18 protein-coding genes and 1 tRNA gene are annotated in these 20,269 nt (G+C 70.8%); 4 read left to right on the top strand and 15 right to left on the bottom strand.

Annotated features, from left to right (window positions below):
- Position 1: 1 nt before the first annotated feature.
- From ACSNN9_RS17560 to ACSNN9_RS17510, 11 genes are all read right to left on the bottom strand, one after another.
- On the bottom strand, positions 2-1,159 hold the full coding sequence (locus ACSNN9_RS17560; RefSeq protein ID WP_436674397.1) for a peptidoglycan-binding protein: 1,158 nt from the start codon (positions 1,157-1,159) through the stop codon (positions 2-4).
- Positions 1,160-1,242: 83 nt separating this feature from the next.
- Entirely contained in the window at positions 1,243-2,178 is a 936-nt protein-coding gene (locus ACSNN9_RS17555) for a hypothetical protein (RefSeq protein ID WP_436674395.1), read from the bottom strand.
- A gap of 186 nt (positions 2,179-2,364) precedes the next feature.
- Positions 2,365-2,856 (bottom strand): hypothetical protein, encoded by a 492-nt coding sequence (locus tag ACSNN9_RS17550; RefSeq protein ID WP_436674393.1) that lies wholly within the window; start codon positions 2,854-2,856, stop codon positions 2,365-2,367.
- A gap of 261 nt (positions 2,857-3,117) precedes the next feature.
- A complete protein-coding gene (locus ACSNN9_RS17545) occupies positions 3,118-3,753 on the bottom strand; it encodes a SanA/YdcF family protein (protein WP_436674391.1) in 636 nt (211 codons plus the stop codon).
- Positions 3,754-3,943: 190 nt separating this feature from the next.
- Entirely contained in the window at positions 3,944-5,746 is a 1,803-nt protein-coding gene (gene pknB, locus ACSNN9_RS17540; RefSeq protein ID WP_436674389.1) for a Stk1 family PASTA domain-containing Ser/Thr kinase, read from the bottom strand.
- Positions 5,743-7,158, bottom strand: a complete 1,416-nt coding sequence (locus ACSNN9_RS17535) for a protein kinase domain-containing protein (RefSeq protein WP_436674388.1) — start codon at positions 7,156-7,158, stop codon at positions 5,743-5,745. Before ACSNN9_RS17535 ends, pknB begins: the two co-directional genes overlap by 4 nt.
- Position 7,159: 1 nt before the next feature.
- Positions 7,160-8,665: a peptidoglycan D,D-transpeptidase FtsI family protein gene (locus ACSNN9_RS17530; RefSeq protein WP_436674386.1), complete on the bottom strand. Its 1,506-nt coding sequence runs from the start codon at positions 8,663-8,665 to the stop codon at positions 7,160-7,162.
- Positions 8,662-10,152 (bottom strand): FtsW/RodA/SpoVE family cell cycle protein, encoded by a 1,491-nt coding sequence (locus ACSNN9_RS17525; protein WP_436674385.1) that lies wholly within the window; start codon positions 10,150-10,152, stop codon positions 8,662-8,664. The genes ACSNN9_RS17530 and ACSNN9_RS17525 overlap by 4 nt, the downstream gene beginning before the upstream one ends.
- Positions 10,153-10,177: 25 nt before the next feature.
- A complete protein-coding gene (locus ACSNN9_RS17520) occupies positions 10,178-11,620 on the bottom strand; it encodes a BofC C-terminal domain-containing protein (protein WP_436674383.1) in 1,443 nt (480 codons plus the stop codon).
- Positions 11,617-12,102 carry an FHA domain-containing protein FhaB/FipA gene (locus ACSNN9_RS17515; protein ID WP_111134465.1) on the bottom strand — a complete coding sequence of 162 codons (486 nt, stop codon included), beginning with the start codon at positions 12,100-12,102 and terminating at the stop codon, positions 11,617-11,619. Before ACSNN9_RS17515 ends, ACSNN9_RS17520 begins: the two co-directional genes overlap by 4 nt.
- A 6-nt stretch (positions 12,103-12,108) precedes the next feature.
- Complete coding sequence (locus tag ACSNN9_RS17510) at positions 12,109-12,897, bottom strand: FhaA domain-containing protein (RefSeq protein ID WP_088996759.1); 789 nt, start codon at positions 12,895-12,897, stop codon at positions 12,109-12,111.
- Positions 12,898-13,123: 226 nt separating this feature from the next.
- On the opposite strand from ACSNN9_RS17510, the gene ACSNN9_RS17505 reads away from it, so the two are divergent.
- The 3 genes from ACSNN9_RS17505 (at position 13,124) to ACSNN9_RS17495 (ending at position 15,194) form a co-directional block, all read left to right on the top strand.
- Positions 13,124-13,209: transfer RNA gene (locus ACSNN9_RS17505), tRNA-Leu, on the top strand.
- Between the two features lie 66 nt (positions 13,210-13,275).
- On the top strand, positions 13,276-14,391 hold the full coding sequence (locus ACSNN9_RS17500; protein ID WP_436674380.1) for an NAD-dependent epimerase/dehydratase family protein: 1,116 nt from the start codon (positions 13,276-13,278) through the stop codon (positions 14,389-14,391).
- Entirely contained in the window at positions 14,388-15,194 is an 807-nt protein-coding gene (locus ACSNN9_RS17495) for a WecB/TagA/CpsF family glycosyltransferase (RefSeq protein ID WP_358082586.1), read from the top strand. The genes ACSNN9_RS17500 and ACSNN9_RS17495 overlap by 4 nt, the downstream gene beginning before the upstream one ends.
- Before the next feature lie 71 nt (positions 15,195-15,265).
- Here ACSNN9_RS17495 and ACSNN9_RS17490 read toward each other — a convergent pair whose 3' ends face one another.
- On the bottom strand, positions 15,266-17,128 hold the full coding sequence (locus ACSNN9_RS17490) for a S8 family peptidase (protein WP_436674378.1): 1,863 nt from the start codon (positions 17,126-17,128) through the stop codon (positions 15,266-15,268).
- 217 nt (positions 17,129-17,345) lie between these two features.
- Between ACSNN9_RS17490 and ACSNN9_RS17485 the strand changes: the two genes are divergently transcribed.
- Positions 17,346-17,945, top strand: a complete 600-nt coding sequence (locus tag ACSNN9_RS17485; RefSeq protein WP_436674376.1) for a hypothetical protein — start codon at positions 17,346-17,348, stop codon at positions 17,943-17,945.
- Here the strand turns inward: ACSNN9_RS17485 and ACSNN9_RS17480 are convergent.
- From ACSNN9_RS17480 to ACSNN9_RS17470, 3 genes are all read right to left on the bottom strand, one after another.
- On the bottom strand, positions 17,913-18,320 hold the full coding sequence (locus ACSNN9_RS17480; protein ID WP_436674374.1) for a hypothetical protein: 408 nt from the start codon (positions 18,318-18,320) through the stop codon (positions 17,913-17,915). The genes ACSNN9_RS17485 and ACSNN9_RS17480 overlap by 33 nt on opposite strands.
- Before the next feature lie 257 nt (positions 18,321-18,577).
- Positions 18,578-18,799 carry a DUF397 domain-containing protein gene (locus ACSNN9_RS17475; RefSeq protein ID WP_436674372.1) on the bottom strand — a complete coding sequence of 74 codons (222 nt, stop codon included), beginning with the start codon at positions 18,797-18,799 and terminating at the stop codon, positions 18,578-18,580.
- A complete protein-coding gene (locus ACSNN9_RS17470; protein WP_436674371.1) occupies positions 18,769-19,650 on the bottom strand; it encodes a helix-turn-helix domain-containing protein in 882 nt (293 codons plus the stop codon). The genes ACSNN9_RS17475 and ACSNN9_RS17470 overlap by 31 nt, the downstream gene beginning before the upstream one ends.
- Positions 19,651-20,269 lie beyond the last annotated feature (619 nt).

Genomic DNA, 20,269 nt, shown 5'->3' with positions numbered 1-20,269 from the left:
CTCAGGGACGGACGGTCCGGTCCAGACCAACCACGACATGGGTGCCTGGCTGCAATCGTCCAGACGGCGCAGTCTTCACAATCTCCGCCCAACCCCCGGCGATTCTTCCGACCTTGACCGCGATGTCTACCTTCACCTTGCCATCCTGCGCCAGCGTGACGAAGGTGGTGCCGTCCGGCTTCGAGAAGACCGCCGTCACCGGCACCGCCAGAACCTCCCGAGCCTCACTCGAGTTCGTGAGAGTGATCTTCAATGACCGGTTGGGCGCGTTGAGCGGTTCACCCACAAAGTTCAGGCGGATCGGGAAGCCCGAGTTGCCGTCAGCGTCGGTCACGGGCTCTTGGCCGATCGCGACCACGGTCACCTCACGGATCTCGCCTGTCAGATCGTCGTACGCCTCGCCCACCTGTCCTTCGACAACAGATGCCGACTGCGTCTTCGTGGCGACAGCCGTAATCCCGCTCGCTGCGCCATCCAGTTCGAAGAGGGCCCTGTCCGGGTCCGTGAGCCGCGTACCAACCTTGACGGCTACCTTCGTCACGCGGTGGGTGCTGCGAGCGAGAACCACCACAGACGACTTTGGCAGCATGACTTCCGGCTTCACCGCGGCAACCGTCTCCGGCGCGACAGACGCCTGCCCGGAAGGGCTCGCTTCGGCCTTCATCTCTGCTCGTGGCGCCTCGTAGCCACGATCCTCGTAGAAACGAACTAGTGACTTCTGGGTTTGCGCGTCGAATACGCCCCTTGTGCCAGGACGGTAGCCCAAGCGCCGCAAGGTTGTCTGCATTTCCCGCACGTCCGGCCCGCTCATGCCCGCTGATATGTCCCGATACGAGGGGAAGCGCCAAACCATCGCGAACACCGGAGAGCCGGACAATTCCAAAAGAACCTTGCCTTCCTTGATTATCTGTCCCTTCTTGGCAAGGACCGCTGTCACGACGCTCGCGTCGCCGGTCGCGCCTATCGGAGGTACGACCTTGACGCTTGTGCCGACAATGACCCGGCCCCTGACGATCGCAGGCTCGACGACGGCACGACGCTCGACGGTCGCCGTCACCAGTGACGGCGACGGTGGCTCGGCGTCTGCCGCTGCTTGCTCTGGTGACCGGAGGCCCGGTGCCACAACGAGCGTCGCCACCAAAAGGAGCGACACCAACATGAGGGCGCTCATAGCCAGCCAGAAGCGGCGGAGTCTGCCCGGTGGCGGAGATGCATCTTCTCTGGGCAAGTCGCGCTCAGTCACTAGTTCACCAGCTCCGTGGCACGCCGAGCCATCTGCTCGATCTTCGGATTCATCTCGATGAACCTAGCCTCGTAACGCTCGACTATTTCCCGCTGAATCTCCGTGCTCTTCTCGTCGAACGCTTGGCGGACACCCATCTTCTGGGAACACCGGAACATCTCGACTGCCAGGTCGGACTCCTGCTGGCTTGGTACATACCGCTGGGCGGGCCATGGTGGACTGACCTCAACCGTCCCGGGGGTGCGCTTCGGCTTCCAGTCGAGAGGGTTGTCGCCGCCCTCATAGTGCCCAGCAGGGAAGCCGAAGGAAGTCAGGCTGTCTTCTTTGACATAACCCCGCCGGTCGAATCGGAGCCCCTTTGCTTGCAGACAGTCGGCGATCTTTTCGCGGTGCGGCTCGAGGAGATCGTGGATCTCGGCTCGGTACGCCTCGTACACGTCATTGCCCAGCATCGCATAGGAGTTGACAAGCTCCTGAGCCCCACCGAGCGCCTTTGATGCTTCCGCCGAGCACTTATCGTTGATCGCGTCGAAATTCTTATCCGAGCTCACCACGGAAGACGGAGTAGCTGGCCTGTCCTCGCGGAACCCCGACCGGCGGGCCTGTTCCTCGGTCACGGGCCCCAAGCCGTTGTAGTCCGCCGCCAAGTGGTAGAACGGGTTGTAGGGCTTCTCCAGACCACCCTGCAACACCTGTGGATAGCCGCGCAACGCCACACACTTGTCGGTGAGTTTGATGCGCGCCCAGTCGATCAGACCGAGTTGCTCACCGAAAAACAGATCGAAGGGCCGCTTCGCGTCGGACAGCGCCGTCGATTCGCCCGTCGCCTGCCCTGGCCCGCCTCCGCCACATCCCCCCACCATTGCAAGGACGGTTATCCCGAGCACGCCACTCGTCAGCCAGCGCCGAACACCGCGCCACTCCACTGAAGTCATCCCCCGTTCGCTGATTGCTCTGCATTCGTCATAACGAGTGCGGATGGCTCGTGGGACGATCAGCCGCCACACGAACCATCCGCATTCGCAAATGACTGGACCGCCGATCCGATTATGCACCCACCGCAGTGCATACCGGTGCCAGGCCAGCGGGCCCGATGTAACGGACCACGCCCCTCACAGTCGCTAGACCTGAGAGCTGCAACGCTTGTGCTCGTTGTTAACGTCGTTCCAGGTCCCCGAGCTAGTGTGCGACGCCGATCGCTGACTCAACGCCACGGAACCACCGCCAGTGGGAAGCCAAAGCGAGTGGTCGAACCCGGTCCTGTAGTCGTAGAGGTAGATACCGCAGCGCGTGTCGCGGACCCAGACCCACGACGCCTGGTCCATGAGAGGGACCCCGTTGTTGAAGGACAAGTCGGTATGAATGGCGTTGTACCAGAAGTGCTTCCGGCCGCCCTCGTGCCACTCGTGCTGCGAGAAGCAGATCTCGCCGGAGTTGCAATCAAGGCTGCCATCGCCGACATCCGATGCCTGCGCAGCCATGGGCGGCGTCAGAACGAAAGCGGCAGCAGCCATGGCTCCTGCTAACATGAGCGAAACGCGTTTCACCATCACTCCTTCACTAAACGGTTTGCGGGGATGGAAGTGGCTGCGGTGCGCGTGCACCACAGCCATCCACGATGGTTCACACAGGATAGTTGATCGACGTATAACTTCGCTGTCCCTAAACGGCGGGAAAGGCAGCCCCGCGGCCGACAGCCCTGCGGCCACCGTGAACAGCGCACCCCGGGTACGTGCGGGGCACGACGTTGCACGGACGCCTCCCGAGAAGACGCGACATTTCGACGGGTGACGTATACGTTCCCGTGACGCCGGCCTGCGGTCGTCTTCAGACCGCGTCAACGGTCCGAACCTGACGGTTCGGCAAAGCCGCGGTCAGCCGTTGAGCGCGTCCTGGAGCACCGAGTCGGCGGCCGAGCGCACCGCGGGTGGCCGGTCGCGGACCGCGTCCCATGCCGCCTTGCCGCTGGCGAAGTAGTCCCGGACCGCCTTGCCGAAGAGCAGGGCGGGCCCGCAGCCGGGGCAGCGGGCGGTCACTCCGTCGACGTCCAGGCCGAGGTGTCGGCACAGCGTCACCGCGCGGGACAGGTGGTAGGACTGGGTCACGATCAGGGCGCGGTCGACCCCGTACACGTCGCGCGCCCGGGCGCAGGTGTCGTAGGTGTCCAGGCCGAACGGGTCGGCCACCACTCGGCGCGCATCGACGCCGAGCCGCTCGGTCAGGTGGGCCGTCATCGCCGCCGTCTCGTCGCCGGATGTCCCGCCCCCGTCGCCCGACACGAGGACCACCCGGGCCCGCCCGCTCTTCACCAGCGCGGCGGCGGTCTCCAAGCGGCCGGTGAGCCGGTCACCCGGCTGACGGCCGTCCGCCGCCACGGCGGTGCCCAGGACGATCACGACGTCGGCGGCCGGCGCGTCGGCCTCGCCGTACAGGTGGCCACGGGCGGAGATGGTCGTCCAGAGCCAGGGGAGGCTGGCGAGGACCAGCGCCACCAGCCCCAGCACCGCCACGCGGATCAGGCGTCGCCGCCACCGGCTCGCCCGTTCCGCCGCGCCGGTCGTCGGCCGTCCCTCGTCGTCGACTCCCGGAGGGCGCCGCCCGGCGGCATAGGCGGAGCCCTGCCCGGCGGCGTCGACAGGGCCCTGACCGGCGGCATCCGCAGGGCATCGCCCGGCCGGGTCCTCCGCACCCACGAGCGGGTCAGCGCTCGGGCAGCCGGACCGGCGGAGTGGTCGGCAGCGGGATACCGCCGCCGCCGCCGGGGGCGGACGGCGTGATGCTGGGCGTCGGGCTCGCCGAGTCGGTGGGCGTCGGCTCGGCCTGCGGCACGGTCACCACGATCGTCACGGTCCTGCCCCTCTCGAGGCTGCTGCCCGCCCGCGGGGTCTGCGAGGTGACCTGGCCGGCCTCGTCCGGCGGCACTTCCCGGCCCTGCTTGACGTCAACGTCGTACCCCGCCTCGTCCAACTCCTCCTTCGCGTCGTCCTCGCTGGAGCCGACGACGTTGGGCACCTGACCGACGTTGCCCCTGGAGACCGTCAGGGTGACGGTGGCTCCTGCGGCAACCTCCTTACCCTCTGCGGGCGACACCCCGAGGACGATGCCCGCCTTTTCGGCGTCGCTCTTCAGCTCCCTCTTCACCACGAAGCCGGCTTCCTCCAGCCGCGTCCTCGCGCCCTCGTAGGTGGAGCCCTTGAGGCCGGACGGGATGGCCTTCATCTCCACGCCGCCGCAGACCCGGACGACGACCTCCCGGTTCGGCTCCAGCGGGGAGTTGGCGGGCGGGTTCTGGTTGACCACCTGGCCCTTCTGGCAATCCTTGTTGAAGACCTGCTCGCCCTCCTTGGGGACCAGGTTGGCCTGCTGGATCCGGGCGAACGCCTCCTGCTGGGTCAGGCCGGTCACCGTGGGGACCGTGACCCGGTCGTCGCCGTCGCGCTGGCTGAGCAGGGCGGCGGCGAGGGCGATCACCGCGAGGACGCCGACCGCGGCGAACGTCGCGATCAGCCAGGAGGACGCCTTCCGTCGGCGCGGGTCGCCGACCCGGGCCGGCATCTGCCGGGTCTGCGGCGCGCCGGGGGTGCCCGCGTAGCCGCCCGCGGCCGGGGCGAGCTGCGCCGTCTCCTCCGGCGGTAGCACCGGGGTCGCCATCACCGGGCGGCCGGCGGCCGCGCGGAGCAGGTCGGCCCGCATCTCGCCGGCGCTCTGGTAGCGGTTGAGGGGGTTCTTCGACAGCGCCTTGAGCACGATCGCGTCGACCGCGGGGTTGACGTCCGGGTTGATGTCGCTCGGGGTCGGGGGCGCCTCCCGCACGTGCTGGTAGGCCACGCTGACCGGGCTGTCGCCGACGAACGGCGGGTGCCCGCAGACCAGCTCGAAGAGCACGCAGCCGGCGGCGTAGACGTCGGAGCGGGCGTCGACCGCCTCGCCGCGCGCCTGCTCGGGCGAGAGGTACTGCGCCGTACCGATGACCGCGCTCGTCTGGGTCATGGTGGTGGCGCCGCTGGCCAGTGCCCGCGCGATGCCGAAGTCCATCACCTTGACCTGGCCGGTCTGGGTGAGCATCACGTTGCCGGGCTTGATGTCGCGGTGGATGATGCCGTGCCGGTGGCTGAACTCCAGGGCCGCGCACATGTCGGCGCAGATCTCCAGCGCCCGGCGCGGCTGGAGCCGCCCCTCGACGCCCAGCACCTCCTTGAGGGTCCGCCCGTTGACGAACTCCATCACGATGAACGGCAGGGTCTCGCCGGTCGGCGCGGTCTCCTCGCCGGTGTCGTAGACGGCGACGATCGCCGGGTGGTTGAGGGACGCGGCGTTCTGCGCCTCCCGGCGGAACCGCATCTGGAAGGTGGCGTCCCGGGCGAGGTCGGTCCGGAGCATCTTGATCGCGACGTCCCGACCGAGCCGGAGATCGCGACCGCGGTGCACCTCGGCCATACCGCCGTAGCCGAGCAGCTCGCCGACCTGGTACCTGCCACCGAGCAGGCGGGCCTGCGCTGTCATCGCGTCTGTCGTCCTTCGCTCGTCGTCTCGTCGCCGCCCCACCGGGGCAGTTCCTGTCGACGGTACGACGTCCCGGCCGGATCGTCGCGTCCGTCGGGCCACCGCGCGGCGGACGTCGCCGCCGGCGGGGTGGCCGCACCCGACTTCGTGCCTTCCCGCACGTTGTAGGAAATCACGCCGGAGCAGACGAGGACCAGCACGGCCACGAGGATGGCGAGAAGCACCATCCCGGGCCGGGACCGCTGCCCGCCCGGCTGGTGGGCCGGCGGGACGGCGTGTCCCGCGTACGGCATCGGCCGGGCCTGCGGCACGGGTGCCGCGCCGCGGGGGTAGCCGGTCGGCGCCATCTGCGGCCGGGGTGCCGCCGCAGCGGGCGCGACCGAGGTGGGCCGGTGCGGCGCGGCGGCCGGGCGCGGGTTCGCCACGGGCGGACGGTGGGCCGTCATGGGTGGACGCGGCGGCTGCGCGGTGACGTTCTGCGGCCGGTGGGGCGACACCGGCGGACGCGGCGGCGGCACCTGGGCGCGGCCGGGCGGGGCGGCCGGCGACGCCGGTGCGGCGGAGATGGGCTGGCCGGCTGCCCGGGCCTGCTGGGAGAGCTGGGCCTTCAGCTGACGGGCCACCCCGGCCAGCGTGGCGGCGCTCGGCCAGCGTGCCGCCGGGTCCTTCGCCAGGGCCCGCTCGACCACCGCCCGGACCTGCGGCGGGATGTCGGCGGGCAGCGGGCGGGGAGTCTCCCGGACGTGCCGCATGGCGATGTCGAGCGGATTGTCGCCCTCGAAGGGGCGGCGGCCGGCGAGGCACTGGTAGGCCACCACGCCGAGCGCGTAGACGTCGGACGCGGGCGTGGCGACCCCGCCGGTGGCCTGCTCCGGGGAGATGTACGAGGCGGTGCCGAGCACCGAACCGGCCGCGGTGAGCTGGGCGACCAGCTCCGAGCGGGCGATGCCGAAGTCGGTGAGCACCAGGGTGCCGTTGGGCCGGACCAGCAGGTTGCCGGGCTTCACGTCCCGGTGCACGATGCCCTTCACGTGCGCCGCGTGCAGCGCGTCGGCGGCCTGGGCGACGAGCGCCATCGTGCGGGCCGGGGTGAGCCGGCCGACCCGGGCCAGCGTGGCCGACAGCGCGTCACCCTCGACGTACTCCATGACCAGGAAGGCGATCTGCTGGTCGTTGCCGAAGTCGTAGACGTCGACCACGCCGGGGTGGTTGATCGTCGCCATGGTGCGGGCCTCGCCGCGGAAGCGCTCGGCGAAGTCGGGGTCGTCGAGCAGCGCGGGGAGCAGGCTCTTGACGGCGACCGTCCGGCCGAGCACCTGGTCGGTGCCGCGCCAGACGTCACCCATGCCGCCGCTGGCGATCCGCTCGTCCAGGCGGTAGCGGTTGCCGAGCTGCACCCCGGGGCTGAGCATGTCAGCGGCCCCCAGGGTCGGCGATGGCGGCGCGCATGATCTGCCCGCCGATCCGGGCCGCCTCGGCGCTGCCGCCGTCGCCGCCGTTCTCCAGCAGGACGCAGACCGCGGAGACCGGGTTGCCGTTCTTGTCCAGCGCGAAGCCGATGAACCACGAGTGGGGCGGGATGCCGGGACGAATGTCGGCCGTACCGGTCTTGCCGCCGACCGTGTAGCCGTTGATCTGGGCGTTGCGGCCGGTGCCGTTCTCGACGACGCTGACCATCATGTCCCGCAGGTCGCTGGCGACCTGGCCGCTGACCGGCTGCCGCAGCTCCTTGGGCTTGGCGGTGTAGTAGCTGGTGGTGCGGTCCGGCGCGAGCAGCTGGCGGACCAGGTACGGCCGCATCTGGCTGCCGCCGTTGGCGACCGACGCGGCGATCAGGGCGCCCTGGAGCGGGGTCATCCGCACGTCGAACTGACCGATCGAGGACTGGGCGACCCCGGCCGGGTTGACCCCGCCGTCGGGGTTCTGCATGGTGCCGGTCCGGCTCGCCGCCACCGGGTGGCCGCCCTCGTCGAGGCGGCCGACGGTGAGGTCCTCCTGCTCGAAACCGAACTGCTGGGCCTTCTCCTTGATCTTGTCCGCGCCGAGCCGCACCCCGAGCTGCGCGAAGCCCGTGTTGCACGACTCGGTCACCGCGTTCATCAGGGTGACCTCGTCCTCGGGGCAGATCGACGGCGCCGCGTTGCGGATCGGCGTGCCCGAGGTCGGCGGGGTCCAGCTGGCACCGGCCGGGATCCGGGTCTCCTGACCGACGCCGTTCTCCAGCGCCGCCGCGGCGACCACGATCTTGAAGGTGGAACCGGGGGGCAGCACCTCGCCGAGCGCCCGGTTCTTCAGCGGGCCCTCCGTGTCCTGCTCCAGCTTGTTGTGCGCGGCCGTGGCCTCGTTGGTGTCGTGGCTGACCAGCGGGTTGGGGTCGAAGCTGGGCATCGAGACCAGCGCCTGCACCGCTCCGGTACGCGGGTCGATGGCGATCGCCGCGCCCTTCGACACGTCCCTGCGGTTGTTGCGCAGCTGCTCGTACGCGACGTCCTGAGCCCGCTTGGAGACCGTGAGCAGCACGTTGCCGCCACCGGTCTTGTCGCCGGTGAACATGTCCTTGAACCGGCTGGCGAAGAGCTGGTCGCTGGTGCCGGCCAGGAAGTCGTCCTCGGCCTTCTCGATGCCGGTCTCGGCGAGGTTGACCGGCTTGTAGCCGAGCACGTGCGCGTACTTCGCCCCGCCGGGGTAGCTGCGCTGGAACTTCAGCTTGCCGTCGGTCTCCTTGCTGACCGCGAACGCGGTGCCGCCGGCCTCGATGTTGCCGCGCTTGCGGTCGTACGTGGCGACCTGGACCCGGCCGTTGTAGTCGCTGGTGCGGTACTCGTCGGCCTTGTAGGCCTGGATCCAGTTCAGGTTCGCGAAGAGCAGGCCGAACAGAACCATGACGACGACGCCGACGCGGCGCAGGGGTGCGTTCACGGCTTGATCACCTCCGTGGGGGCACCGTGCAGCTGCTCCGGTGGGCCGCCGGACGGACGGGCCGCCTTGCCGCCCGCGCCGGCCACCGGCCGGCGGGCGCCGTCGGAGATCCGGAGCAGGACCGCGATGAGCAGCCAGTTGGCCATCAGCGACGACCCGCCGGCGGAGAGGAACGGGGTGGTCTGGCCGGTCAGCGGGATGAGCTTGCTGATCCCGCCGACGATCACGAAGACCTGGAGCCCGAGGGTGAACGCCAGACCGCCGGCCAGCAGCTTGCCGAACGAGTCCCGCACCGCCAGCGCCGCGCGCAGCCCTCGCTCGACGATCAGCAGGTAGACCACGAGCAGTGCGGAGAGGCCGAAGAGCCCGATTTCCTCGCCGATGCCCGCGAAGATGAAGTCGTTCTGCACCTCGGGCAGCAGGCCCGGCTGGCCGCCGCCCGGACCCGCGCCGAACAGGCCGCCCGTGCCGAGCGCGAGCAGGCCCTGCACGAGCTGGTAGCCGTCGTTGTACGGATCGGCGAAGGGGTCCAGCCAAATCTGGGCGCGCAGGTAGAAGTTGGCGAACGGCCCGCCGACCACCTCGCCGAGCACGTAGGCCAGATAGACGCCGCCGAAGAAGAGCACCAGGCCGATGAGCAGCCAACTGACCCGCTCGGTGGCGATGTAGAGCGTCACCACGAACATGCCGAAGTAGAGCAGCGAGGTGCCGAGGTCCTTCTCGAAGACGAGGACCAGGACACTGATCAGCCAGACCACGACCACCGGGCCGAGGTCGCGCCCGCGCGGGAAGTCGATGCCCAGGAACCGGCGGCTCGCCAGTGACAGCACCTCGCGCTTGCGCACCAGGTAGTAGGCGAAGAAGACCAGCAGGGCCAGCTTGGCGAACTCGCCGGGCTGGATGGAGAAGCCCCCGACCCGGATCCAGAGCTTCGCGCCGTTGATCTCGGAGAACCGGCTGGGCAGCACCGCCGGGATCATCACCAGCACGATGCCGGCCAGCCCCAGCGTGTACGCGTAGCGGGACACCGAGCGGTGGTCGCGCATGAGGGCGAGCAGGCCCGCGGCGAGGACGACCGAGGCGAGCGTCCAGGCCAGCTGCCGGCCACCCGTGCCCGCGAAGATGGCCAGGTCCTCCCGCTCGGCGGGCGCCGCGCTGCCCAGGTCGAGCCGGCGCAAAAAGCCCACTCCGATCCCGTTGAGCAGGGCGACCGCCGGCAGCAGGGCCGGGTCGGCGAAGGGCGCCAGGAACCGGATCACCAGGTGCAGGCCGAGGAACACGGCGGTGAGCGCGGCGGCCGGCATCCAGAAGTCGGCCGTGATCGTGTCGAGCACCTTCGCCTCGACCATCGCCCCGTACGCCGCCACCAGCGCCATGGCGACCAGCAGCAACGACAGCTCGGCGTTGCGCCGGGACCGGGCCAGGCGTACGCCGGGCTGCTCGCCCGTGGTGGCGGGCGAGGATGCCGGAATGGCCGCTGCGGTCACGGAACGTCCTCGGATCGAGCCGCGCCTACTCCGGCGACCGGCACGCGGCGGGGTCGAGCGCCGGCGAGTCGGTGTCGGAGGGCGGGGCGTCGGGCGTGGTGGTCGGCGCGGCCGGCGTGCTCGGCCGGCCGCTGACCGGCGCGCTCACGCTCGCGCTGGCGGCCGGGGCGGGCGACACCGGGCGAGTGGTAGGCGTCGGGGCGGTGGTGACGGCCACGGCGCTCGGGCTCGGGCTCGGCGGGCAGACGGGCTTCAGGTTCGGGTTCGTCGGGTCGTCGCTGGTCAGCTCGGCCAGTCGGCGCTCGGCGTCGGGCTTGCTCTTGGCCGGGATGCCCTGCTTGACCTGCTCCTGGGCGGCCAGCGTCAGGTCCTCCAGGTCCGCCGGGCTGGTGGAGTGCACCGCGGAGAGGTCCATGCCGGCGATCTCGCCCTGGATGCCCCGGAACACGGCGACCTGGCCGTTCTCGGTCGCGCCGACGTAGTACTGCCGCTGGGTGTAGCTCCAGCCGCCGAAGACCGCGCCGCCGACGAGGACCAGCAACGCCAGCGAGATCGCGGCGGCCCGCACCGGCCGACGCCGCGGGCCGTCCGACTCGTCGTCGGCACCGGCCGCGGGCTCCTCGGGGACGGGGGGCCGGGGCGCGGAGAGGGCGGACGCGCGGGCGGCCGGCGTGGAGACGTCGGCGGAGGTCGCCATGCCCCGGTCGCGGGCGGCGGCGCCGCCGACGATCGGGCTCGCCTCGACGATGTCCTGGTCGGTGGCGTCCGCGATGATCACCGTGATGTTGTCCGGGCCGCCGCCGCGCAGGGCGAGCTGTACCAGCCGCTCGACACACTGCTGCGGGTCGGCGTACTCGCGCATGGTCTCGCCGATGGTGTCGGCACTGACCACGCCCGAGAGGCCGTCGCTGCAGATCAGGTAGCGGTCGCCGGGGAGCACCTGGCGGACGCTGTATTCCGGGTCGATGTCGCGCCCGTCGAGCGCCCGGGTGAGCAGCGACCGCTGCGGGTGGCTGCTCGCCTCCTCGGCGCTGATGCGGCCCTCGTCGACGAGCATCTGGACGTACGTGTCGTCCTTGGTGATCTGCGCGAACTCGCCGTTGCGCAGGAGGTAGGCCCGCGAGTCACCGATGTGGACCATGCCCAGCTTGCTGCCGGAGAAGAGGGTCGCGGTGAGCGTCGTGCCCATCCCCTCCAGCTGGGGGTTGGCGTCCACGGTGTCGCGGAGCTGCTGGTTGGCGGTGCCCACGGCCGAACGCAACGCGTCGACGAGGGCGTCACCCGGGACGTCCTCGTCGAGCGGCGCCATGGCACCGATGACGATGTTGCTGGCGACGTCACCGGCGGCCATGCCGCCCATGCCGTCGGCGACGGCGAGCAGCCGCGGTCCGGCGTAGACGGAATCCTGGTTACCGTCTCGGATCAGACCGCGGTCGCTGTGGGCCGCATAGCGCAGGGTCAGAGTCATGGCCGTAATTCGAGAGAAGTGCGGCCGATCCGGATCGGCACGCCGAGGGGGACGGGGGTTGGTCCGGTGACCTTAGCGCGATCCAGGTAGGTGCCGTTAGTCGAGCCGAGGTCCTCGACGAACCACTGGCCGTCGCGCGGCACCAGACGGGCGTGCCGTGCCGAGGCGTAGTCGTCGGTGATGACGAGGGTGGAATCCTCGGCCCGGCCGATGGTGATCTGCGCTTCGCCGAGGGTGATCCGGGTCCCCGCGAGCTGACCGGCGGTCACCACGAGCTGGTGCGCCGCCCTGCCCCGCTTCGCCTTCGCCGGCTTCGCCGCCTGCCCGAGCGAGGCGCCGACCGCCCGGGGGGCGGCCACCAGGCGGCCCGACCGGGCACCCGCGAAGAGGTCCCGGCGGATCACGCCGACCACCGTGAACACGAAGATCCACAGCAGGATGAGGAACCCGAACCGGGCGACGGTGATGACGAGTTCCGGCAAGGCGGGTCAGCCGTCCACGCGGAAGGTCAGCGTCGTGGTGCCGAGCTGGATCATGTCGCCGGGGTTGAGCGCGACGGCGGAGACCCGCTGGCCGTTGACCATGGTGCCGTTGGTCGACCCGAGATCGGTCAGCACGACCTGACCGCCGTCGAAGTCCAGCCGGGCGTGTCGCCGCGAGATCCCGACGTCGGGCAGGCGGAGGTTGGCCTGGTCGCCACGGCCGATCACGGTCGAGCCCATCTGGAGGGGGTAGGTGCGCCCGTCGCCGGAGACCAGCCGCACGTTGCGGCCGCCGCCGTGGCCGGGCGGGGGACCGTAGCCACCCCCCTGGTCGTACGCCGGGTAGGCGGGCGGGCCCGCGTCGTAGCCGGGCGCCGAGACCGGGGCGACCTCGCCGCCGGTGTAGACCTCGGCGGTGACCCGGAACATCCCGGTGTCCAGCCCCTCGCCGCGTTCGATCTCGACGATCACGTCGCCGTAGACCGTCCAGGCCTGCTCGCCGATGAACTCCGCCTGCGACTGGGCCAGCTCCTGGGCCAGCGCGGCGGCGTACGGCGCCAGACGACTGTGGTCGTAGGGCGAGAGATCGATCACGTAGCGGTTGGGCACCAGCGTGCGCCCACCGGCCAGGATCGCCTTGTGCGCCTCGGCCTCCCGCTGCATGGCGTTGAGGATCTCCACGGGGTGGACCACCCCTTTGAAGACCTTGGCGAAGGCCCCCTCGACCAGGCCTTCCAGACGCTTCTCGAAGCGTTGCAGCACGCTCACCGGCTCCTCCTCGGGTCCCGAGGACATGATGGTATCCGGCCGGCGCGCGCGCAGCTCACACGCCGCTCGGCCGTCTGGCGGCGGCCCGTTCGGAAGGGCCGATACTGCCGTGCTACTCTTTCGTCCGCCACGAACGGTAACCGCTCCTCGGACGGTAACCGATCGGTGCAACGATCACGGACCGGGTAGGATGTCCGAGGCCCGCTGGAGACAGCAGGACCGGCACAGACTACAGTGTTCGAGGTCAGGCCACGGGGAAGTGGCGGAATGGCAGACGCGCACGGTTCAGGTCCGTGTGCCCGAAAGGGCGTGGGGGTTCAACTCCCCCCTTCCCCACCAATACGCGAGGGCTCCGCAGTCATGCGGGGCCCTCGCGCCGTATCGGGGCGTGCCGTACGTCACGCTATGCTCCGATGGTTTCTGCCTCCGATGGACCAGGAGTGGCGTGTGAGTGTCGCGTTCGTGACCGGGTCGGGCGGTCTGATCGGCTCCGAGGCGGTCCGGCACTTCGCCGGCCTCGGTCTCGAGGTCGTCGGCATCGACAACGACATGCGGCAGGAGTTCTTCGGCGAGGAGGCGTCCACCGCCTGGAACGTCCGGCGGCTGACCGACGAGCTGGGGCCCGCGTACTCGCACCACAGCATCGACATCCGCGACCGGGCCGCGCTGGCCAAGCTCTTCAAGCGGTACGGCACCGACGTCGCCGTGGTGATCCACACCGCCGCCCAGCCGTCGCACGACTGGGCGGTGCGCGACCCGTTCACCGACTTCGACGTGAACGCCGCCGGCACGCTCAACGTCCTGCAGAACGTGCGCGAGCACTGCATCGGGGCACCGGTGATCCACTGCTCCACCAACAAGGTCTACGGCGACCGGCCGAACAGCCTGCCCCTGGTGGAGCTGGAGACCCGGTGGGAGATCGAGCCGGGGCACCCGTACGAGCAGGGCATCCGCGAGGACATGTCCATCGACGCCTGCCTGCACTCGATCTTCGGCGCCTCGAAGGTGGCGGCCGACGTCATGGTGCAGGAGTACGGCCGCTACTTCGACATGCGGACGGCCTGCTTCCGGGGCGGGACGCTGACCGGCCCGGCGCACTCCGCGACGGAGCTGCACGGCTTCCTCGGCTACGTGATGCGCGCCAACATGGAGCGCCGGACCTACAAGATCTTCGGCTACCGGGGCAAGCAGGTCCGCGACGCCATCCACAGCTCGGACGTGGTCTCCGCGTTCGAGGCGTTCTTCCGCAACCCCCGCTCGGCGGCGGTCTACAACCTCGGTGGCGGGCGGCACTCGAACACCTCCAACCGCGAGGCGTTCGCGCTCGCCGAGCAGATCACCGGCCAAGAGATGATCACCGAGTACGTCGAGGCCAACCGGATCGGCGACCACAAGTGGTGGATCGGCTCGAACGAGGCCTTCCAGGCCGACTACCCCGAGTGGAAGCAGGTCTACGACGTGCCCATGATCATGCGCGAGATCTACGAGGCCAACGTGGACAAGTGGGTGCCGGGAGCATGACCGGCAGGGGCAAACGGAACGTCCTCGGGGTCCTGGTCGACGCCACCGACTACGCCGCGGCGACCGAGCAGGTGGTGGCGGCCGCGCAGGAGCGCCGCCCGCTGGCGCTGACGGCGCTGGCCGTGCACGGCGTGATGACCGGGGTGCTCGACCCGGCGCACAACGCCCGGCTGAACTCCTTCGACGTGGTCACCCCCGACGGCCAGCCGGTGCGTTGGGCGCTCAACCTGCTGCACGGCGCCGGTCTCACCGACCGGGTCTACGGCCCCACGCTGACCCTGCACGTGCTCTCCCGGTTCGCCGACGAGGGGCTGCCGGTCTACCTCTACGGGTCGACCGAGGAGACCCTGGCCAGGCTGATCCCGGCGCTGGAGCGGATGTTCCCGGCGCTGAAGATCGCCGGCGTGGAGCCGTCCAAGTTCCGGGCGGTGCAGCCGGGCGAGGACGTCGAGATCGCCGACCGGATCCGGTCCAGCGGGGCCCGGCTCGTGCTGGTCGGGCTGGGCTGCCCGCGCCAGGAGGTCTTCGCGTACGCCATGCGACCGCTGCTGGACATGCCGCTGATGGCGGTCGGGGCGGCCTTCGACTACCACGCCGGGCTGCTGCGCCAGCCCCCGCCGTGGATGCAGCGGGCCGGCCTGGAGTGGTTCTGGCGCCTCGGCCTCGAACCGAAGCGACTCTGGCGACGCTACGTGATCCTCAACCCGGCCTACCTGACCCGGCTCGCCGGGCAGAAGACGGGGCTGTGGAAGGCGCGCCCGCCGGCCCCGGCCACGGAGCGCCCGCCGACCTTCGCCGTCTGATTCCCGACAGACGTCAGGAAGGGCCCCTCCCATCGCTTCGCCGCGTGGGAGGGGCCCTTCCTCGTACTGCGTCAGAGGGTGAGGGTCCAGGTGTTGATGTAGCCGGTGTCGCCGGCGTAGACGTCCCGCACCTGCAACCGCCAGGTGCCGTTGGCCGCCTCGCTCGACAGGTTCGCGGTGTACGTGGTGTTGATGTTGGCCGCGCCGTCCCAGAAGCTGCTGTTCTTCAGCCGGTAGGACGAGCCGTCCGGCGCGACCAGGTCGACGACGAGGTCACCGCGGTAGGTGTGCACGATGTTCACCGCGACGGTCGAGGCCGACGAGGCGTTGCGGGCACAGCCGGAGATCACGATCGAGCTGCTGGCCGTGACACCCGTGTCCGGGATCGCGACGTCGGTGCCGTTGGTGCCGGAGCAGCTGCCACCACCGGTGCCGGTGACCGTCAGCGAGTAGGTCGCGGTCCTGCTGCCCGAGGCCGCGGTGCCCGTCACGGTCACGGTGTAGGTGCCGGGCGGGGTGCTCGCCGAGGTGCTGATGGTGAGCGTCGAGGAACCACCCGAGGTGACGGTGGCCGGGCTGAACGAGGCGGTCGCCCCGGCCGGCAGCCCGCTGGCGGAGAGGCTCACCGACTGGGCGGAGCCGTTGGTCGTCGCGGTGCCGACCGTGGCGGTCACCGAGCCGCCCGGCGCGGTCGAGCCGGAGGTCGGCGAGACCGAGACGGAGAAGTCGTTGGTCGGCGGCGGGGTGTCGCCGTTGACGACGTAGAGCAGCCTGTTCGGCGAGCCGGTGCCCGGGTTGCCCACCACGTTGGGGGTGGCGTTGTTCACCAGGTAGTCGCGGACCTGCTGCGGCGACCAGGCCGGGTTGGCGCTGGCCACGAGGGCCGCCGCGCCCACCACGTGCGGCGTCGCCATCGAGGTGCCGCTGATCGTGTTGGTCGCGGTGTCGCCGGTGTGCCACGCCGAGGTGATCGACGAGCCGGGCGCGAAGATGTCCAGGCAGGTGCCGATGTTGGAGAACGACGACCGGGCGTCCGTGTTGGTCGTCGAGCCGACGGTGATGCCCTCGGCCGTCCGGGCGGGCGAGGTGTTGCAGGCGTTGCCACCGGAGTCGTTGCCGGCCGCCAGGCCGTAGCTCACGCCGGAGTTGATGGAGTTGCGCACCGCGGTGTCGAGCGAGGTGTTCGCGCCGCCGCCGAGGCTCATGTTGGCCACGGCCGGCTTGACCGCGTTCTGGGTGACCCAGTCGACACCGGCGATGACGCCGGCGTTCGTGCCGCTGCCCTGGCAGTTCAGCACCCGTACGCCGACCAGCTGGACGCCCTTGGCGACGCCGTACGCCGAACCGCCGACGGTGCCGGCGACGTGCGTGCCGTGCCCGTTGCAGTCGTCGGCAGAGCCGCCGTCGACGGCGTCGTAGCCGGAGACGGCCCGGCCGCCGAAGTCGCTGTGGCTGAACCGGATGCCGGTGTCGATGATGTAGGCGTGCACGTTGCTCGCCGTGTTCGGGTACGTGTAGGAGCTGTCCAGCGGCAGGGCGCGCTGGTCGATCCGGTCCAGGCCCCACGTCGGGTTGGTCTGGGTGCCGCTGACGGAGACGGTGTGGTTCTGCTCGACGTACGCCACGGCGGGGTCCGCGGCGATGCGGGCGGCGGCCCTGGCGCCGACCCGGACCTCGAAGCCGCGCAGGGCGGCGCCGTAGGTGCGGGCGACCGCGCCGCCGTGCCGGTCGACCAGCCGCTGCGCGGTGTCACCGACGCCGCCGCGGGCGACCGAGCTGTCCTTGAAGACGACGATGTAGCTGTCGGCCACGGCGGTGGCACCGCCCGCGGCGCGGATCGTGCCCACCGGTTCGGCGGCCATGGCGGGCGTGGCGGTCGCCACCATGGCCAGGGTGGCCACCCCGACGAGTACGGACCTGCGTGGAAGACCCATCTTCTACTCCCTCCGACCGGCACCGACCGTCCAACTGTTCGTGACGAGTGAATCGATGAATGCCGATCAGGCTGAGGGTAGGGCGGGGTAAACCGGAATTCAAACATGTCGACTTCCCCATAACATCGGGAAGATGGCCCCTAGGGGAGGCGGCTGCGGGACGAACCGGGGACCTGCCCGGATTCACGATCGTCGAAAACGGGCAAGGCTCTCCGTCATGGAGAGTCACCTCACCGTCCTGCTGTCGCTGACCGCCGTCTGGCTCGTCGCCGGCTGGCTCGCGGACGGGCTGCCCCGGCTGGACCACGCCCGGGCGCTGCGTCGGCGTACCGGATGGGTGCTCGCCCTGACGCTGGCCGGCCTGGGGCTGACGGCCGCGGTGCTGATCGCGGGGCTCACCAGCGCCGGCGCGACCCCGGCGGACCGGGCGGCCGCCGGGCTCACCCTCGCCGTCGCCCCCGCGCTCGTGGTCGCGGCCTGCACGGTGCGCCGGGTACGCCGGCTGCGGGCGGGCGCGGGCGCCCTCTCCTCGGCGCCGGGCACCCCGGCGCCGCACGGCCTGCGGGCCTCCGCCGCGCACCCGTTGATCGGGCTCCCGGTGCAGGTCACCGGCCTGGCGATCCTGCCCGCGGTGGTCGCGGCGAGCACCCCGGGCCTGCTGTTCGGGCCCGGCGTGACCGGCCCGGCGGTCACCCTGGGCGTGCTGGGCGTCGTCGCCATCGGCGTACGCCACGCCCTGCGACACAGCCGGCTCGTCGAGCGGGCCGTGCCGGCCCGGCCCGCGTCACCGCGAGCGGCCGGGGCCCTGCACGTATAGCAGTTCCAGGATCGCCCGCGTCGCCTCGAACCAGCGGTCGAGCCAGCCGGGCGGCGGGACGCTGCCCTTCGGCGGCAGCTCCATCAGCAGCCCGCGCAGCAGCGGGTGGTCGACCAGCGACTCGGCCGGCTCCACCGCCCAGCCCCCGGGCGGGAACGACGGCTCGGTCAGCGGGTTGGGATCCAGCGAGGGCAGGGAGAGTGGCGGACCGGCCTGCTCCGGCGGGGCGGCCGGGCCCTCCCGGCCACCGATCTCGGTGTCGGTCGACACCACCTCGGTGAGGACGGTGTCCCGGCGTGCCCCCCGGTACTTGCCCCCGAAGCGTTCCGGCTTGCCCGGCCCGTTGGTGAGGTTGTCTGACCCGATCGTCGTCATCCGTCTCGCCTGTCTCGCTCGGTTGCCGATCCCTGCGGCGGGCTGTCGACCAGCGCCGTACCGAGGGGTACAACGACCCGGGACCCGATGTGGCGACGCCGACGGCGGGACGTCTTCGCGGCCGGTCCGGACCCGGGCACGACGGCGCCCTCACCCGGTGCCCGGGCGAGGGCACGCCTCGACCGGCCCTCGGGCACGGCGATGCCCCCGCCCGGCCCTACCGCCGGACGGGGGCACCTCGTCACACCACGGGCCCGTCAGCCCCTGTCGAACACACCGCCCCTGGTGCCGGCGACGAAGGCGTGCCAGTCACCCGGGGCGAAGACCAGGGCCGGGCCCGTCTTGTCCTTCGAGTCCCGCACGCCGACCGCCCCCGTCACGTACGCCACCTCCACGCAGTTGTCACAGTTCGGCCCGCTCTTCGAGCTCTTGAACCACGTCGCCTGCGTCAGGTCCACGGGGAACCCCTTGGTCGCCATTTCCACAACGGCTCCTCTGCCAGTTTCGCGATGTGTGCGATGGACTCCTCCGGACGAATGGCCGCCGCTCGGACGTGATCGAAGATGAAGCTGTACTTCTGCAGTTCGTCACTCTTCTCCAGGAAGAGCCCACCCGTGGCATTCTCCGCGTACACGACATCCGGATCACCGGGCTCAGGGAAGCTGAGGATCGTGAAGGTGCCGTCCATGCCGGCGTGCGCCCCCACCTCGAAAGGCAGGATCTGGAGCGTCACGTTCGGCAGTTCCGCCACCTCGACCAGGCGTTTGAGCTGGTCACGCATCACCTCGTCCCCGCCCACCGGACGGCTCACCACCGCCTCATCGAGCACCACCCACAGATCGACCGGATCATCCTGCGTCAACAACGACTGACGGCCCAGACGGACACGCACCCGCTGCCGTACCTGTTCGGGCGTGAAGTCGGGCCGGGCGGCCCGGATCATCGCGCCCGCGTACTCCTCGGTCTCCAGCAGCCCGGGCACCACCTGCTGCTCGTACGCCCGGATCGAGCTGGCCGCCGCCTCCAGCCCGACGTACGCGCCGACCAGCACCGTGCTGTAGGGGTGCCACCAGCCCTTCTGCCGCGCCTCCCGGGCGATCTGCACCAGCTCGTCGCTCTCGGCGCCCACCACGCCGTAGATCCGCAGCATGTCCCGCACGTCGCGCGGGGTGGCCGTGGTGTGGCCGGTCTCGATCCGCGAGACCTTCGACGCCGAGCACTCCAGCTGCTCGGCGACCGCCTCGATGGTGATCCGGGCCGCCTCCCGCTGCCGACGCAGTTCGGCGCCGAGGCGACGACGTCGGATGGTGGGGCTGCGCCGCTCGCTCACGACACGACCCCGCCCGCTGGTCGGAACCACCGCCTGTCAGGCCTCACCCGGTCCACCTCCGCCTCGCCGTGCGCCACTGTCGTCACCCGCCAGGGGCGCGACCGTCGTGCGGCGGGCGTCGTTCGCGGCGTGGGGTGGTGCCGGTCATCGGCCGGCCGCGACGGGCGAAACCGGCTCCCAGTGTGCCGGGCATACGTGAACGCCATCAAGCGCTGCTTTGCGCGAGCCGCTCACGTATCGGCAAAAGTCGACGTGCAACTTGCATGAAGCACGCCGCTGATGCACTCTGTCCGTATGGCACGGGTTACTCACCGTCTCCGTCCGCTTCCCCGCCGTGGTGATCCCACGGGCTGCGGGACGCGCGGCGGCGGGACCGCCCGACAGTCGACAACCAGACCTGCCCCGGGTTGATGACCTCGCCGCTGCACGCCAGTTGGCTGCGGCGGCGGGAGCGGTACCCGGAGCAGCCGGGTGTTGGTCGGGTGGCGGTTCGCCACCAGCGGGTACGGCCCGACCACCACCACCCGCGACACCGGTCCACGAGGCACGACCCCGCCCCCGGGCCATCGACGTCCCCCGACCCGCACCGCCGGCCCGTCCGCCGGCCGTGCCGAGGCGG

The sequence above is a fragment of the Micromonospora sp. URMC 107 genome (assembly GCF_051386315.1).
Lineage (GTDB): Bacteria > Actinomycetota > Actinomycetes > Mycobacteriales > Micromonosporaceae > Micromonospora.
The sequence above is the reverse complement of the archived record's forward strand: the minus strand, read 5'-3'. Positions and strand labels throughout refer to the sequence as shown.

What these genes read in the sequence shown, in the direction of transcription:
- ACSNN9_RS17560 (WP_436674397.1), bottom strand. Translation starts at nt 1,159, where the DNA reads ATGTTGGTGTCGCTCCTTTTGGTGGCGACGCTCGTTGTGGCACCGGGC.
- ACSNN9_RS17555 (WP_436674395.1), bottom strand. Translation starts at nt 2,178, where the DNA reads ATGACTTCAGTGGAGTGGCGCGGTGTTCGGCGCTGGCTGACGAGTGGC.
- ACSNN9_RS17550 (WP_436674393.1), bottom strand. Translation starts at nt 2,856, where the DNA reads ATGGCTGTGGTGCACGCGCACCGCAGCCACTTCCATCCCCGCAAACCG.
- pknB (WP_436674389.1), bottom strand. Translation starts at nt 5,746, where the DNA reads ATGACAGCGCAGGCCCGCCTGCTCGGTGGCAGGTACCAGGTCGGCGAG.
- ACSNN9_RS17535 (WP_436674388.1), bottom strand. Translation starts at nt 7,158, where the DNA reads ATGCTCAGCCCCGGGGTGCAGCTCGGCAACCGCTACCGCCTGGACGAG.
- ACSNN9_RS17520 (WP_436674383.1), bottom strand. Translation starts at nt 11,620, where the DNA reads ATGACTCTGACCCTGCGCTATGCGGCCCACAGCGACCGCGGTCTGATC.
- ACSNN9_RS17510 (WP_088996759.1), bottom strand. Translation starts at nt 12,897, where the DNA reads ATGTCCTCGGGACCCGAGGAGGAGCCGGTGAGCGTGCTGCAACGCTTC.
- ACSNN9_RS17500 (WP_436674380.1), top strand. Translation starts at nt 13,276, where the DNA reads ATGCTCCGATGGTTTCTGCCTCCGATGGACCAGGAGTGGCGTGTGAGT.
- ACSNN9_RS17495 (WP_358082586.1), top strand. Translation starts at nt 14,388, where the DNA reads ATGACCGGCAGGGGCAAACGGAACGTCCTCGGGGTCCTGGTCGACGCC.
- ACSNN9_RS17490 (WP_436674378.1), bottom strand. Translation starts at nt 17,128, where the DNA reads ATGGGTCTTCCACGCAGGTCCGTACTCGTCGGGGTGGCCACCCTGGCC.
- ACSNN9_RS17485 (WP_436674376.1), top strand. Translation starts at nt 17,346, where the DNA reads ATGGAGAGTCACCTCACCGTCCTGCTGTCGCTGACCGCCGTCTGGCTC.
- ACSNN9_RS17480 (WP_436674374.1), bottom strand. Translation starts at nt 18,320, where the DNA reads ATGACGACGATCGGGTCAGACAACCTCACCAACGGGCCGGGCAAGCCG.
- ACSNN9_RS17475 (WP_436674372.1), bottom strand. Translation starts at nt 18,799, where the DNA reads ATGGCGACCAAGGGGTTCCCCGTGGACCTGACGCAGGCGACGTGGTTC.